We start from the raw sequence: 15,085 nt of genomic DNA, 5'->3' as shown, positions 1-15,085 counted from the left end.
AAAAAGTACATCTTACACCAAAAGAATGTACTTTTTCCTTTTTAATGACCTCTTTTCGAATGAATCTCTCTATCAAGGTACTTAGCTATGATATCTCTATCTGAACTATTAATAATCATGTTAATTCTCCCTTGCAAATACCCATATAACATCCAGTTTGAGCATTCTCTTAGCTGCCCATACTTATCTTTCTTGGCTTTAAAACATAATATCGTATCGTTCTTTTTTATTTTGTAATAATATTTAAAAATATCATCATAATCTATAATGTATGCTCTTTGAATTTGATAAAGTTCCTTTACTTCATAAATCATAACTTTATGTCTTGTTCCAAAAACAACAAATCGATTTCCTACATCCATAAGCGCTAATGGCATTACGGCATAGTCTGCTGAACACATAATTGCACCCAAATAGTAGCCACCTGTAGCCCTTGCTTGAAATTGTAATTCAATAAATTCATTTTCTGTTAACTCATTATTTGCCTTTACTTCTATCTCTTGAAAATTTTCTTCAGCAATTCGTTTTCTGATATCTTTTTTCTTCTTCTCCAAGCTCCCAACAAGGCGCTCCCCTATTGCTTCAAATCGGGATATTTCTTGTTCATCCCACTGCTCGAAAACAATTTGATCTATATTATAGCTTTCACAATTCATAATATCCCTCCATTATCCTTTTTAATTTCTCCTTTCCCCTTGATAATCTGGTATAAACTGAACCTGTACTCATATGTAGTCTCCTTGAAATATCCTCTATGCTTTCATCCACAATATACCTTCGATAAAAGATACTATGATCTACACCATCTAACTGATGAATTGCTTTCAAAACGAACTCTTTTTCCTCTTCTTTGAGCAATCCTTTTTCTACATCTTCATCATCTTGTAAAATAAGTTGTTCTATTGTTTGTTCAATTCTTTTTCTCTTCAGCCTTCTTTTATAATCTAGTGCCTTAAACTTCGCAATAGAAATAATCCAGTTTTTAAGTTGTCCCTTTTCTATTTGAAAACTGTCTATTTTATACCAAAGTATGAGAAGAACATCGTTATAGCACTCTTCAATTTCTGCTCTTTCATGGTTCTCTCCAAGTACACTTCCGATCACTCCATAAATCAATTTACTATATTGAAGAATCAATTGATCCAATGCTTCCGTATTTTGTTTTTTTATTTCATCTACTAATTCCCTATCATTCATATCTTCTCCCCCTTCACTTATATATACGAATACAACAAGTTTATCCTTACATAATTTCCTTATTTTTCATAAAAAAAATACCCACCTGTTAGAGTGGGTAGTTCCTTTTACTTAATAGCCTCATGAACCTTTAACTGCTTACCTTTTATCGTTGTGTTTTTCATTACTTTTAAAACAAGCGGGCCTTTTCCGTTTAATATATCAACATAAGAAACATTATCTTGTATCGTAATAATTCCTATATCATCCGCTGTGACACCTGGGATTTTAGCAATTGTACCAACGAAATCTACCGCTCGAATCTTCTTTTTCTTCCCACCGTTAAAGTACAGCTTCATAATATCTTTATTTAATCCTGCACTTTTCTCTTTTTTCATAATTGGTTTCGCATTTATTTTATCTTCAAAGGCTGCCTTTCCCTTTGCAAGCTCCTCTTTTGACGGAGCTTCTATTTTTTGAATTTCAAAACCGATATACTCTTCAATTTCTACCAAGAATCTCTCTTCATACGGCGTTACGAATGTAATTGCTTTTCCGCTATTACCAGCGCGCCCTGTTCTTCCCGTCCGGTGTACATAACTTTCTTTTTCTAATGGAATGTCATAGTTAATGACATGGGTAATATTTTCAATATCAATTCCTCTAGCCGCTACATCCGTCGCGACTAAATAACGAAATTCCCCTCTTCTAAAGTCATTCATTACTGCGAAACGGTCTTCTTGTACCATACCGCCATGGATTTTATCACACGGATAGCCAGAACGTTTTAACTGTCTAAATACATCATCCACATTTTCTTGCGTACGACAGAAAATAATACAGCTATCTGGATTTTCAACAGTTGTTATATCTTTAAGAAGTGAAAACTTCTCTTCTTCTCTCACTTCTAAAAGGGCGTGTTCAATTTTATCTGTCGTAATCCCAGTAGCTTTAATCTCAATGTTAATTGGCGACTTCATATATGTACGAGATAAATTTTCAACGTCTTCTGGTAACGTCGCAGAAAATAGCATTGTCATTCGATCTGTAGGTAATTCATCAATAATTGCTTCTACTTGATCGATAAAGCCCATATTTAACATTTCATCTGCCTCATCAATCACTAAATACTTCAACCGCTCTAAGGACAGAGTACCTTTTTCAATATGATCTAACACACGCCCAGGGGTTCCAACCACAATATGTGTTTTTTGCTTTAACTCTAATTTTTGACGTGCAAATGGGGATTTACCGTAAACCGCAGTCGCTTTAATACGTTTAAATCTTCCTATATTCGTAATATCCTCTTTTACCTGCACAGCAAGTTCCCTTGTCGGTGTAAGGATTAACGCCTGTGGCTTATTTTCTTCCCACTCAACCATTTCACAAAGCGGAATCCCAAAAGAAGCTGTCTTACCGCTTCCTGTTTGTGATTTCACGACAAGGTCTTTCTTTTCCAGTGCAACTGGAATTACTTTTTCTTGTACTTCTGTTGGCTGCTCATATTTTAAACTAGTAAGTGCTCTTACAATTTCCTTACTTAATGCATACTCTTTAAAGCTTTTTTTGCTCATATACTAACCTCATTTTGTTATGTATTTTAATTTTTTTATTATTTAACCATAACCTAAATATTATATTTGTCATTGCCTATACTTCATTATACTAAAATTATTTCCCTAATCGAAATCTATGTTCATCATTAAATTAAAAATCGGCTTCATTTACTTTGTATCACCTTTGGCAGTATGGACTTTGATTTGTTTGGAAATCCCATTCAGTGGAAATTCATGTTCCTCGGACCGGAGATTTACCACCGCGTCACCATGGATACCCTTGTCTTAAGCTAACTGCTACTACTTACTGCCTTCGCGATTCGAGACTTGAACTCTAGAGAATAGACGCATACTGGGCGCATCAAAAAAAGAGAATCCCTTCAGATTCTCTACTCCCCTTCTTACACCCATTACCGTACTCGATATTTAAAAATACAGTAGCAAAAATATAAAATTACTCTTTGTTGTATTTGCTCACTAAGGATTCTATGTCATCACTATAATCTTTTAATAATGCTTTACCCATAGAATAAAATACAAAACAGTTTAATGTTGCTATGAACATTGCCATATTATTCTCACGTGAATAAAGAACAAACATTAAATTTAAAGAGATTGCAAAGGTTAATCCAAGGGTTATGCCTGTCCATTTTATATCATATAATAATACAAATATCACAAAAATTAGCGTTGGGAAACTATATCTCTCATGCATTTGAGTAGGTAACATATAAAATGCAAAACATATGAATGTTGAAGCTTTCAATAGCACCACTGTACTGCATTTACGGTTAAAGAAAACATACAGCCATGCCAACAATACTGCTGCGGCTAGAATCAATACTCCAACCCTCTTTAAACTTAAATGTGGCAAGATAATAATTGAGTCACTTACATCAGGTGTAGTTCCAATTATATAATACCAAATATTCATTGCATTTAAAGTTACAGTTGGAAAAGTTCCTACTGCACTTAAATATCCGTGCTGTAACATAGCATACAATGTACCATGAACTGCAAAATAGGCCCCGATTATTACGAGCGGTATACAAAATCCAAGTATATATTTAAACAGTTGTTTAAATTCCCTTTTTTCCCACATTACCTTTAGGAAATAAATAGCAAAAACAGGAGCAATTACAATAGATTGAAATTTTGCTAGTAATGCTATAGCAAAAATAGCACCAGATAATAGCGGATTAGAAACAAGTAATAATATTGAGCAAACCATTAGTATAGCATGTAACATGTCTATTTGACCCCAAATAGGTCCATCTAGTAATACTGCAGGATTTAATGCCAAAAATGTTACCAATATCGCTCTTATAAAAGGATTTGCTATTTTTTTAGAAGCTATAGCCAAGATAATTATAGCCACTATATCAAATAAAATAGGTGGTAAACGAACTAAAACATCACCAGCTACTGCTTGTAAATTAAAAGCAGCTAGCACTTTTCCATATATACCTAAAAGTGCTAAAAAGAATGGTGGATAATTTACACCGTCACCGTATGCATAAACATCGGCTAACCCATACTTTCCAACAGTTTCCATCCAGTTAACAAAAAAGTTTTGATCACCAAGAAACCCTGGTAAGTTTGAAGCTAAATATATACGTATTAAAAACGAAAACACAATTAATATAAGGAAATAGAAATGAAGCCAGCTTAAATTTTTTAAGCGAAAGCCACTTTTTCTACTGCTTAATGAATCCATATTTCCCCTCCTCATTTTTTATATTTCATCTCAATATTATTAATTAAAATCACAATTTCAAATGATATCATACGATGCAAATAACGTCAATTTTTGCCAATCGAAATAAATAATGGAATTATCAATATCCTGTTATTTATATTTAATAATTCTTATAGATTGAAATACTAACCAATAGGGGTTTCATTTCCCGCTAATTATTAGTTGAACCAATCAGATTTTTATAGATATTCCTCCTTCCCCCTACCTTCCTCGTGTTTCCTCTGAATCTTGAGGCAAGGGTCTTACTATCCAAAAATAGAAAAATAAATAAAAAAGGGCTTTTCTCCCCCCTAGAGTAGATAGACCCTTTTTATTTATCGATTTATGTCCCTTTAAATTCCCATACATTATATCCAGATAAGAAACTTTATCTTGCATTAGAATAATTCCGATATTTATACAGCTTCCCCTGCCTTTGTCTCTTTTAACACCTTCATACCGGAAACTGCTTCTGCATGCTTCATTTCATCAAACTCATTTTCGCTCTTTGCAACAACGATTGTAGCAATTCCATTTCCAATTAAGTTTACAATTGCTCTTCCCTCACTCATAAAACGATCGACACCAAGAAGTAATGCTAATCCTTCTAAAGGAATAACCTTTAGTGCCGCTAACGTAGAAGCTAACACGATAAATCCGCTTCCTGTTACACCAGCAGCTCCTTTAGACGTTAACATAAGTACTAAAATAATAGTAATTTGCTGTCCGATTGTTAAATCAACACCAAATACTTGTGCTAAAAAGACAACTGCCATGGATAAATAAATGGATGTACCATCAAGGTTAAAAGAATAGCCCGTCGGAATAACAAGGCCAACAACAGATTTTGAACAGCCATATCGCTCCATCTTATTCATCATTCTCGGAAGTACGGATTCCGAAGAACTTGTTCCTAATACGATTAGTATTTCATCTCGAATAAACTTCAAATAATTCCATAAGCTAAACCCATATATCTTACAAACAATATTTAAGACAACAAATACGAATAGGAACATCGTTATATACACTGACATCATCAATTTTCCAAGTGGTACAAGTGAAGCAAGCCCAAAATGACCGATTGTATATGCCATAGCACCAAATGCCCCAAGCGGCGCTGCCTTCATTACATAACCAATAATTTTAAAGAATACGTGTGAAAGTTTGTCTAAGAAATCAATCACCGAATTTCCTTTTTCTCCAAGAGCAGCTAGCCCAATCCCAAATAAAATAGAAAAGAATAATACTTGTAAAATATCACCCTTTGCAAACGCATCAACCATATTAGAAGGAACAATATGAGTAACAAAATCAATCCAATTAATACCCTGTCCCCCACCTTGTGTATATTTAGATACATCTCCTTTTGCAAGTTCATTAAAATTAAGGCCTGAACCTGGCTTCATAACATTTACAACGATTAACCCAACAATAAGTGCAAATGTTGTCACAACCTCAAAATAAATAAAAGCTTTTCCACCGACCTTACCAACCTTCTTCATATCTCCCATTTTGGCAATACCAAGTACAATTGTTAAGAAAATAATTGGTGCGATGACCATTTTTACAGCATTAATAAACGTATCGCCTATCGGCTTCATTTCTTTCCCAACACTTGGCCACATAAGCCCAACTAATACGCCGAGTGCAATGGCCGTTAATACTTGAAAAGTTAAATTTTTGAACAGTCGTTTCACCTTCACTTCTCCTCCCACTGTTTCATTTTTGAAAACTTTACCATCCCTATGTTTTATATAATGATAGCGTTTTCAATCAAAGGTGAGAAGTTTATGGTCATAACGAATATTTTGGTCATTTTGGTCTTACTTTTTTACTTCACGGTACACATAGCGATTAATTGGTCTTCCAACCCCTCCATATTGAACTGCTAAATGAATCAACCCCTTTTTTTCTAAATAATCTAAGTATCGCCGCGCGGTAACTCTGGCTATCCCAATTGCACTGGCTACCTCTTCTGCAGAACGAGGTTCATCTTGTTTTTTTACATACTCTTCAATTTCATTCAATGTAAATTCATTTAATCCCTTTGGCAAATTGTTTGCTGCTTTTTTAGAACGCCCAGAATATAATAATAAATCCAGCTGTTCCTGTGAAATCGCCCCAGATTCCTTCAGACTCATTCTATATTGTCGATATTTTTCTAAAGCTTGCTGAATTCGGTATAACTTAAATGGCTTAATAATATAATCCATCGCTCCGTTTTGAAGCATGAGTTTAATTGTTTCCCTATCTTTTGCAGCAGAAACAACGATTACATCTGCTTCTAACTCTTGTTTTCTAAATTCCTGTAATACCTTAATACCGTCCTTTTTCGGCATAAAAATATCTAAAATAACGAGATCTGGATTCATTTTTTGGACAAGGTTAATCCCCTCCTCGCCATTGTTAGCGACGGCTACTACTTGAAATCCCTTTACACTTCTAATGAATTCTTTATTTACTTCTTGAACCATCGGATCGTCTTCAACCAATAGTACTTTGATTTCCTCTTTATATTTCATACAATTCCGCCTCCATCTCCATTGGAAAAGTAATGATAAAAGAAGTTCCTTCACCTTGAAAAGATGAAACACTAATTTCCCCTCTCCCCTTTTCAACAATTTGCTTTACTAGAAAAAGTCCATAACCTGTCCCACTCATTTTATTCACAGTAAATCCTTTCTCATACACTCTTGGTAAATGCTCCTCTTTTATGCCGCATCCATTATCCTCAATCAATATTGCACATACATCTTCTGACTGCTCAATACTAATATCAATTCTTTTATTCTCTATCTCAGTTTGCTCAAATGATCCAAACGCATTTTCGATTAAGTTACCTAGTAATACAACGAAATCATGTTGATCCAGTTGATAAGGAAATACTTCTAAATAACTATTTTGGTCAATTATAACTTGTATCCCTAATTCCTTACCCCGGCTTACTTTGCTCAGGAGGAGACCGGCAATCGCATCATTTTTAATCGTTTCATTTAAAAAGTTTGTTACACTCCCCTGTTCTTCTGAAGTGTGGAAAGCAAGTTGTAATGCTTTATCAGCTTTACCTAGCTGAATTAAACCTGCTATTGTATGAAGTTTGTTCATATGCTCGTGGCTTTGTACACGAAGTGCCTCTACAAATGTTTTCACTCCTGTTAATTCCTCTGCGAGCTTTGTAACCTCTGTACGATCTTGAAAGATTGCCACAGCTCCAATTAATTCATTATCTTTCTTGATTGGTATACGATTACTTAAAATTACCTTTCCACTTACTTTTATCTCTTCATTGTATACTGGCTGATTCCTCTCCACGATTTCTGGAAGTCTCGTATCCTTTAAAACTGCACGAATGGGACTCCCTACAACATTTCCATCTACATGAAAAACCTGCTTTGCTTTTTCATTAAAAATGGTAATAATCTCTTGATTATCAATTGCAATCACACCCTCATTAATCGAATGAAAGGTTGCTGTTCGTTCTTCTAACATTCGTTTAATTTCATAAGGTTCTAACTGAAACATCTGTTTTTTAATATGATTGGCAAGCATCAATGAACCAATCAATCCAAAAATTAAAGTTAATATGACAATAAAAATAATCTCTTCTGCTAATCCCAGCATAATCTCCCAAAAATTCGGGACTTTATTTCCAACAACAACAACACCAATTTGATTTAAGTTTTGATCTTTAATAGGCATAAAGGCACGAATTACAGTACCTATCTCTCCTTTGGCTTTTGAAAAATAAATATGTTCTGCAAATGCCGGTTCTTCATCCGTCCCTTTTGATGGCCTCCCAATCATTTCTTTTACGGGATGAGAATATCGAATTCGCTCCATATTCATTACTACTATATAGTCTGTTTCATTAATAACCCGGATATTTTCAATAGCTGGATTCAATGTAAACCACCCTGTTGTTTCCTGAAGGGATCTCTTTACATCTGATAATTCTGCCACTGTCCGCGCCGTATTCATAGATCTAATTCTTAATTCTTTTTCTTCTTTTTGTTGAATATTTGCGATGATAACAATTCCACCTATCAGTAATGAAAAAATAACTACTGCATAGGATAAAATCGTAATTTTCCAGCGGATGGGCAATTGTTTCACTGTTTGTTCCCCTTTCCTCTAAAAGCATCTTTACGAATAAAAATCTTCTCGGTATGCTTACATTAACAACCCAAGAGGAGGTTTAAGATGAAAAAAATAGTTACTTTTATACTCCTTTTCATCTTTTTAATTACTAATGCTTTATTTATAGGTTTTCAAAGTCTTTTTTCTCAAGGTGAACTTGCTTATGACGATGACCAAGAAGGGTTGAAAAAACAAATTGTTTTCAAATTTAGTCATGTTGTAGCAGAAAATACACCTAAAGGGCTTGCTGCTAGCAAATTTGCCGAGCTTGTTAATGAGAAATCAAACGGAACTATAAAAATAGAAATTTTCCCAAACGGGAGCCTGTATTCTGATATAGAAGAAATCCGCGCTTTAAAAGCTGGGCAAGTTCATTTTATTGCTCCCTCTACCTCAAAGCTTGGAATGCTATCTCACGAATGGGGTGTATTAGACCTTCCATTTGCCTTTCCAAATTATGAAGCCATTCAAGAAGGCTTAAACGGAAAAATTGGCGAACAATTACTTCAGTCCTTACAAAAAGACAACATTAAAGGGCTTGCCCATTGGTCAAATGGCTTTAAGCAAATTACTTCGAATAAGGGGCCTATCTATACACCTGAAGATATAAAAGGACAATCCTTTCGCATTATGCAAAGTGATGTTATCCAATCTCAATTTGATTTATTAAAAGTTGGTGCACATCAAGATTCATTTAATTCTACATATAAATTAATTGAAACAGGTAAAGTTGATGGCGAAGAAAATACTATTTCAAATATCTACTCCAAGAAATTTTATAACGTTCAAAACTATTTGACAATTAGTAATCATGGGTACTTAGGCTATGTTGTCATGATGGATCAAAAAACTTGGAATCAACAAACCGAAAAAACGAAGAAAATATTACTTGAAGCAATGAAAGAAACGACTGACTGGAATAATCGTCAGTCCATCCAAATGAACGAAAAACAACTTGAGCTTATTAAACAAAATTCATCCATCCAAATTCATGAGCTAACTGATGCACAAAGGAAAGAATGGGAACGGGTACTCTCTCCTATATACGAAGATCTTGCCCCCACAATCGGAGAGAATTTGGTAAATGATTTAAAAAAATTGAAAAAGAAATATCAATTTCTTGAAGATAATAAATAACAAAAAAGCAGGGTATTTTTAGCACCCTGCTTTTTTGTTATTTCACTATGATATTCCGAAATATTATTTCATTACTATCGATTAAATTTTTATAATATACTTGTCCAAAAAACGAACAATATAGATATATATAAACTATTTAATTCGGCATTACTTGTTATTCCTTTGAATTTCGTCCCTACATTTGCTAAATATCAACTAAAATCTTTGACTTAATGAAAAAAATAATGTACATTATCTTTTGGGCGAACATTTTTTAAACTGGTATATAAAATATTCGTATTTAGAGGTGTAAACGATGGAAAACGTATTCGACTATGAAGATATTCAATTAATTCCGGCAAAATGTATAGTAAATAGCCGTTCTGAGTGTGATACAAGTGTAACTTTAGGAAAACATACATTTAAATTACCTGTCGTACCTGCAAATATGCAAACAATTATAGATGAAAAAATTGCTGTATATTTAGCGGAAAATAAATATTTCTATATAATGCATCGTTTTGAGCCAGAAAAGCGTATCTCTTTCATTAAAGATATGCACTCTCGTGGATTAATCGCATCTATTAGTGTTGGTGTGAAAGAAGAAGAGTATGAATTTGTACAACAATTAGCTGCTGAACAGCTTTCTCCTGAATATATTACGATAGATATCGCACATGGGCATTCCAATGCGGTAATAAAAATGATTCAACATATTAAAAAACATTTACCTGAAAGCTTTGTTATTGCAGGAAATGTTGGAACTCCAGAAGCAGTAAGAGAGCTAGAAAATGCTGGTGCTGACGCAACAAAAGTAGGAATCGGACCTGGTAAAGTATGTATTACAAAAATTAAAACAGGATTTGGAACTGGTGGCTGGCAATTAGCTGCACTTCGTTGGTGTGCAAAAGCAGCAAGCAAACCGATTATTGCTGACGGAGGCATCCGTACCCATGGTGATGTAGCTAAATCAATTAGATTTGGGGCAACTATGGTTATGATTGGTTCATTATTTGCTGGCCATGAAGAATCTCCAGGAGAAACAATTGAAAGAGATGGGAAGCTCTATAAAGAATACTTTGGGTCAGCTTCCGAATTCCAAAAAGGCGAAAAGAAAAACGTGGAAGGCAAAAAAATGTTTGTCGAACATAAAGGGTCTTTAGAAGATACATTGATCGAAATGGAACAAGATCTTCAGTCCTCTATTTCTTATGCTGGTGGAACGAAATTAGATGCAATTCGTACTGTAGATTATGTTATCGTGAAAAACTCAATCTTTAATGGTGATAAAGTATATTAAGCTTTATTTACCCTTTAAATGTAATAAGTATTGATTATTATATAAAAAATGAGCAAGGTACTTTATTTCGTACTTGCTCATTTTTTTATTATCTCTCTATTTTCCAAACCTCTTACGATATCCGCACTTTCTACATAGTTCCTCTACAGCCACTCTACGTGAAAATCCATCTACAAGATTTTGGGCTCTATCCCTTTCGATAATCTCGGAGAATGATGCCTCATTAATATTTCCAAGGTTAATGATTCCCTCACCATCTAAACAACAAGGAATAACAGTCCCGTTTGCTAAAATACCTGCTTGATTTCGAAGACCATGACAGAAGCCTTTCCCGTCGTCTTCTTCTTCATGCAATGCCGGCCACTGAAATTCGTAATCTTGGTTAATAAAGATGCGATCCGCAATCTTCACACCACTTCCTGGTGTAATCTTCTCTTCAATTTTATATGGTAAATCAAATTCTTTCTCAATAATTTCTAATAAATTTCTGTTTCGCTGTATTTCAAGATTTGTCTTATTGTCTTGCGTAAGATTCCATAGTCTCAGCGAAACAATTAATTCCGATTGATTCGTTGCTTCTTTAATAAAGGAAAGTATGCTTCTTACATACCCTTCTTTATCTTCAGATCCTGGATGACCATCGAAACTATGAAGTGAAAAATTCATCTGTCTTAGTGCAGGTTTATTTAATAATTTATGCCTCTTTTTATTAATTAACGTTCCGTTGGTTGTAATATTAACCTTAAACCCTTTTTCATGACTTAAGTCTAACAATTGATCTATTTTAGGATGGAGCAACGGCTCACCTTTTACATGTAAATAAATGTAGTCCGTGTGAGGTTTAATTTGGTCTAATCTCTTAGAAAAATCCTCCACAGAAAGAAATTGCTTCTGTCGTTCTGTTGGCGGACAAAAGCTACATGCAAGATTACATACACTAGTAATCTCTAAATAAAACTTCTTAAACTTTTTCAACCTCAATTCCCCACTTCTTTGACTACTTAGAACAGGATGAAATATCGTTCTATCACTATTACAGCATAATTTCTCATAAATGAAAACATACTTATTCAAGGAAACAATTGTTACCATTTTTATTTAGAAAATATGTAGAAGACCACCAGAACCTTATCTCTGATGGCCTTCTACTATTCGCATACTAGATACTATACGATTATTACAACATAAAATTTCAAAATCCACATTTTTTAATTCATATATATCTTATTCACTTATGGTAAGGTTCACCACGATTAATCCGAAAAGCCCGATATACTTGCTCTAAAAGTACTAATCTCATCAGCTGATGCGGTAATGTCATTTTTGAGAATGAAAGTGATTCGTTAGAGCGCTTCATCACTTCCGAGCTAAGCCCGAGTGATCCCCCAATGATAAATGCCACTTTACTTTTTCCATATGTAGCAAGATGATCAAGACTCGCTGCAAATTCTTCTGATGACTTTTGTTTTCCTTCGATTGCTAATGCAATAACATGTGTATCATCTGAAATTTTATCTAGTATTCGTATTCCTTCTTTCTCTTTTACAATTAGCATTTCTGCTTCACTTAAATTTTCCGGTGCTTTTTCATCCGGCAATTCAATAACTTCTACTTTTGCATACGCAGATAATCGTTTTAAGTATTCTGCAATACCTTGTTTTAAATATTTTTCTTTTAATTTTCCGATTGAAATAATCGAGATATTCACACGTATTCCCCACCTTACAAACACGTTATCCACAAAACTTATCCACATATCCACAATCATCATCCACATATTGTGTGAGAATCTGTGTTCGATACAACATATGTCGCCTTGTTTTGACAAAATTCACATGTTTTTTGTTCTTTTTCTGAGTTATCCACACTGTTGATAGCCGGTGCTACTTCACACTCATCCACAATGATATCCAACGCTAATTCTACATGTTCTAAACAACAAGGTAACTTCATATTTTTCACCTCACTTTTTCACAATAGAAAACAGGAGGGCTGTCCTCCTGTTTTCTTAATAATTTTGACTGCTTAATTTCACCGTTGTTGTTGCTCGTTTTGTACCACGATAAAATGTCAAAGTCATTTTATCGTCAATCTTTTTATTATATAATACCGTTCGGAATCCAATAATATCATGTATTGGTTTTCCATCAACAGCTATAATTACATCATGTTCCCTAAGTCCTGCATCTGCACCAGGCGATGGGCTTTTCACATCTAAAATGCAGACACCATCTGTTACATTTCCTGGTAAATGCAGCGTTTTAGACCAGTAATAATTCGGAATTTCATTTAGAGATCTCAGTTCAATTCCAACATAAGGACGTTTTACTTTCCCATACTTTTCAAGTTCATTCATAACAGGAACTGCTCTCGTAACAGGGATGGCAAGCCCAATTCCTTCTACTTCTTTCGCCGCAATTTTCATCGAATTAATTCCAACAAGTTGTCCTGCTACATTTACAAGTGCACCGCCACTATTCCCTGGGTTAATAGCTGCATCTGTTTGCAGTACTTCTACTTGCCAATCATAATGCCCATCTTGATCTAAGTCTACAGGAACAATTCTCTCATTTGCAGAAATAATTCCTTGTGTAACAGTTCCTGAGAATTGTAATCCAAGTGGGTTTCCAATTGCAATGACTGCTTCACCTCGACGAACTGTATTAGAATCACCAATTTCAATTACTTTCTTAACTGGTTTTGCATCTATTTCTAGAACAGCTAAATCTGTAACTACATCGCTACCTAATATTTTACCAGGAACCTTTTTTCCATCACTTAAGCTCACCTCAATACGATTCGCTCCTGAAACAACATGATGGTTTGTTACAATGTAAGCATGACCATTTATTTTCTTATAAATGACGCCTGATCCTGTTCCAGCTTCTGAATCTGCTTCTGAAAAATTATCACGTTGGATGTTTATTACACCAACAACGGCTTCCGATGCACGATCAACAGCATCTACAAAACCAGAATGATTCGCTGTTTGTGATTGCTTTACTACCATATTCTCTCCACTTGCCTCAGCTTGCTGCAGGGGGCCAGTTTCAGATTCAGAAAATAAAGGAGCTCCAAATGCAAACAATGAAGCCCCTACGATTGTTCCTGCTATGCTAGAAATAACGATACCTTTGTGCTTCTTTTTACCTGTTCGTTTCATACGAAATTTCTCTTCATCAATAAAGGACATACTTGTTCACCAATCCTCCCGAAAACAACTATATTCCCCTTTATTGTTTACTAAAATCGAGAATTATACGTATTGAATTTTCGTTGGTGCCTTTGGATCCGTATCATGTACCTCAAACGCTTCTCCAACTGCAAAACCTTTTTCCTCTAGCACCTGTGCAACAGACATATGTGCTAGTTCTTTCATATTATTATCTAAGCTCAAATGCGCTAAATAAATGTGTTTCGTCTCATCTGTAATAACATCAGCCATTGCAAGTGCTGCATCTTCATTAGAAACATGACCCACATCGCTTAAAATGCGTCGTTTTATACTCCATGGATAACGTCCCATACGAAGCATTTCAACATCGTGATTACTTTCAAACACAAATGCGTTTGCTCCTTTAATGATACCTTTCATACGATCACTTACATAACCTGTATCTGTAATAAGGGCCAATTTTCTACCATTATGATGAAATGCATAAAACATTGGCTCTGCCGCATCATGAGAAACGCCAAATGATTCCACTTCAATATCTCCAAATGTTTTCACATCACCAATTGAGAAAACAAATTTTTGATCAGTTGGAATGTTACCAATTAAATGTTCCATAGCGCTCCACGTTTTTTCATTTGCATACACAGGTAACTGATATTTACGTGCTAAAACGCCGAGACCTTTAATATGATCACTATGCTCATGTGTGACAAGAATACCTGATATATCTTGGATATCCAATTCAGCTTGCTGAAATAGGGCTTCTGTCGCTTTTCCACTCAAGCCTGCATCAATGAGCAATTTTTGTTTCTCGGTCCCTACATATAGCGCATTTCCTGTACTGCCGCTTGCAAGTACACTAAAATGCAAACTCATTTCTG

At 34.7% G+C, this 15,085-nt stretch carries 14 protein-coding genes; 2 read left to right on the top strand and 12 right to left on the bottom strand.

The features are described from left to right. Nucleotides 1-41: 41 nt before the first annotated feature. From ACM6HU_RS13930 to ACM6HU_RS13900, 7 genes are all read right to left on the bottom strand, one after another. Nucleotides 42-656, bottom strand: coding sequence for a hypothetical protein (locus ACM6HU_RS13930; protein ID WP_016132484.1), 615 nt, complete (start codon nt 654-656; stop codon nt 42-44). Beyond that, nucleotides 646-1,197, bottom strand: a complete 552-nt coding sequence (locus ACM6HU_RS13925; protein ID WP_003202459.1) for a sigma-70 family RNA polymerase sigma factor — start codon at nt 1,195-1,197, stop codon at nt 646-648. The genes ACM6HU_RS13930 and ACM6HU_RS13925 overlap by 11 nt, the downstream gene beginning before the upstream one ends. A 107-nt stretch (nt 1,198-1,304) precedes the next feature. After that, the gene (locus ACM6HU_RS13920) at nt 1,305-2,750 is read right to left on the bottom strand and encodes a DEAD/DEAH box helicase (protein ID WP_016112799.1); all 1,446 of its coding nucleotides are present in this window, start codon (nt 2,748-2,750) and stop codon (nt 1,305-1,307) included. A gap of 436 nt (nt 2,751-3,186) precedes the next feature. Then, nucleotides 3,187-4,449, bottom strand: a complete 1,263-nt coding sequence (locus ACM6HU_RS13915) for a hypothetical protein (RefSeq protein WP_016112800.1) — start codon at nt 4,447-4,449, stop codon at nt 3,187-3,189. Nucleotides 4,450-4,886: 437 nt separating this feature from the next. Continuing rightward, nucleotides 4,887-6,170, bottom strand: a complete 1,284-nt coding sequence (gene dctP / locus ACM6HU_RS13910; protein ID WP_016112802.1) for a C4-dicarboxylate transporter DctP — start codon at nt 6,168-6,170, stop codon at nt 4,887-4,889. Between the two features lie 126 nt (nt 6,171-6,296). Then, a complete protein-coding gene (locus ACM6HU_RS13905; protein ID WP_016112803.1) occupies nt 6,297-6,995 on the bottom strand; it encodes a response regulator in 699 nt (232 codons plus the stop codon). Further along, the gene (locus ACM6HU_RS13900; RefSeq protein WP_016112804.1) at nt 6,985-8,586 is read right to left on the bottom strand and encodes a sensor histidine kinase; all 1,602 of its coding nucleotides are present in this window, start codon (nt 8,584-8,586) and stop codon (nt 6,985-6,987) included. The genes ACM6HU_RS13905 and ACM6HU_RS13900 overlap by 11 nt, the downstream gene beginning before the upstream one ends. Before the next feature lie 87 nt (nt 8,587-8,673). On the opposite strand from ACM6HU_RS13900, the gene ACM6HU_RS13895 reads away from it, so the two are divergent. Both ACM6HU_RS13895 and guaC read left to right on the top strand, forming a co-directional pair. Then, complete coding sequence (locus ACM6HU_RS13895) at nt 8,674-9,747, top strand: DctP family TRAP transporter solute-binding subunit (RefSeq protein ID WP_016112805.1); 1,074 nt, start codon at nt 8,674-8,676, stop codon at nt 9,745-9,747. Between the two features lie 298 nt (nt 9,748-10,045). Then, nucleotides 10,046-11,029: a GMP reductase gene (gene guaC / locus ACM6HU_RS13890; protein ID WP_016112806.1), complete on the top strand. Its 984-nt coding sequence runs from the start codon at nt 10,046-10,048 to the stop codon at nt 11,027-11,029. Between the two features lie 96 nt (nt 11,030-11,125). Here the strand turns inward: guaC and ACM6HU_RS13885 are convergent, their stop codons facing one another. The 5 genes from ACM6HU_RS13885 to ACM6HU_RS13865 form a co-directional block, all read right to left on the bottom strand. Continuing rightward, nucleotides 11,126-12,004 carry a radical SAM/SPASM domain-containing protein gene (locus ACM6HU_RS13885; protein ID WP_016112807.1) on the bottom strand — a complete coding sequence of 293 codons (879 nt, stop codon included), beginning with the start codon at nt 12,002-12,004 and terminating at the stop codon, nt 11,126-11,128. A 253-nt stretch (nt 12,005-12,257) separates the two neighbouring features. Next, nucleotides 12,258-12,737: a 23S rRNA (pseudouridine(1915)-N(3))-methyltransferase RlmH gene (gene rlmH, locus ACM6HU_RS13880; protein WP_077294286.1), complete on the bottom strand. Its 480-nt coding sequence runs from the start codon at nt 12,735-12,737 to the stop codon at nt 12,258-12,260. Nucleotides 12,738-12,796: 59 nt separating this feature from the next. Further along, nucleotides 12,797-12,982, bottom strand: coding sequence for a CxxH/CxxC protein (locus tag ACM6HU_RS13875; RefSeq protein WP_016112809.1), 186 nt, complete (start codon nt 12,980-12,982; stop codon nt 12,797-12,799). A gap of 55 nt (nt 12,983-13,037) precedes the next feature. After that, the gene (locus ACM6HU_RS13870) at nt 13,038-14,222 is read right to left on the bottom strand and encodes a S1C family serine protease (RefSeq protein ID WP_016112810.1); all 1,185 of its coding nucleotides are present in this window, start codon (nt 14,220-14,222) and stop codon (nt 13,038-13,040) included. A gap of 63 nt (nt 14,223-14,285) precedes the next feature. Beyond that, nucleotides 14,286-15,080, bottom strand: a complete 795-nt coding sequence (locus tag ACM6HU_RS13865; protein WP_003202558.1) for an MBL fold metallo-hydrolase — start codon at nt 15,078-15,080, stop codon at nt 14,286-14,288. Nucleotides 15,081-15,085: the final 5 nt, after the last annotated feature.

The organism is Bacillus sp. IT-79MI2, from assembly GCF_949768135.1.
Lineage (GTDB): Bacteria > Bacillota > Bacilli > Bacillales > Bacillaceae_G > Bacillus_A > Bacillus_A pseudomycoides.
Note: the sequence above shows the minus strand (reverse complement) of the source record. Positions and strands in the feature narration are given on the sequence as shown.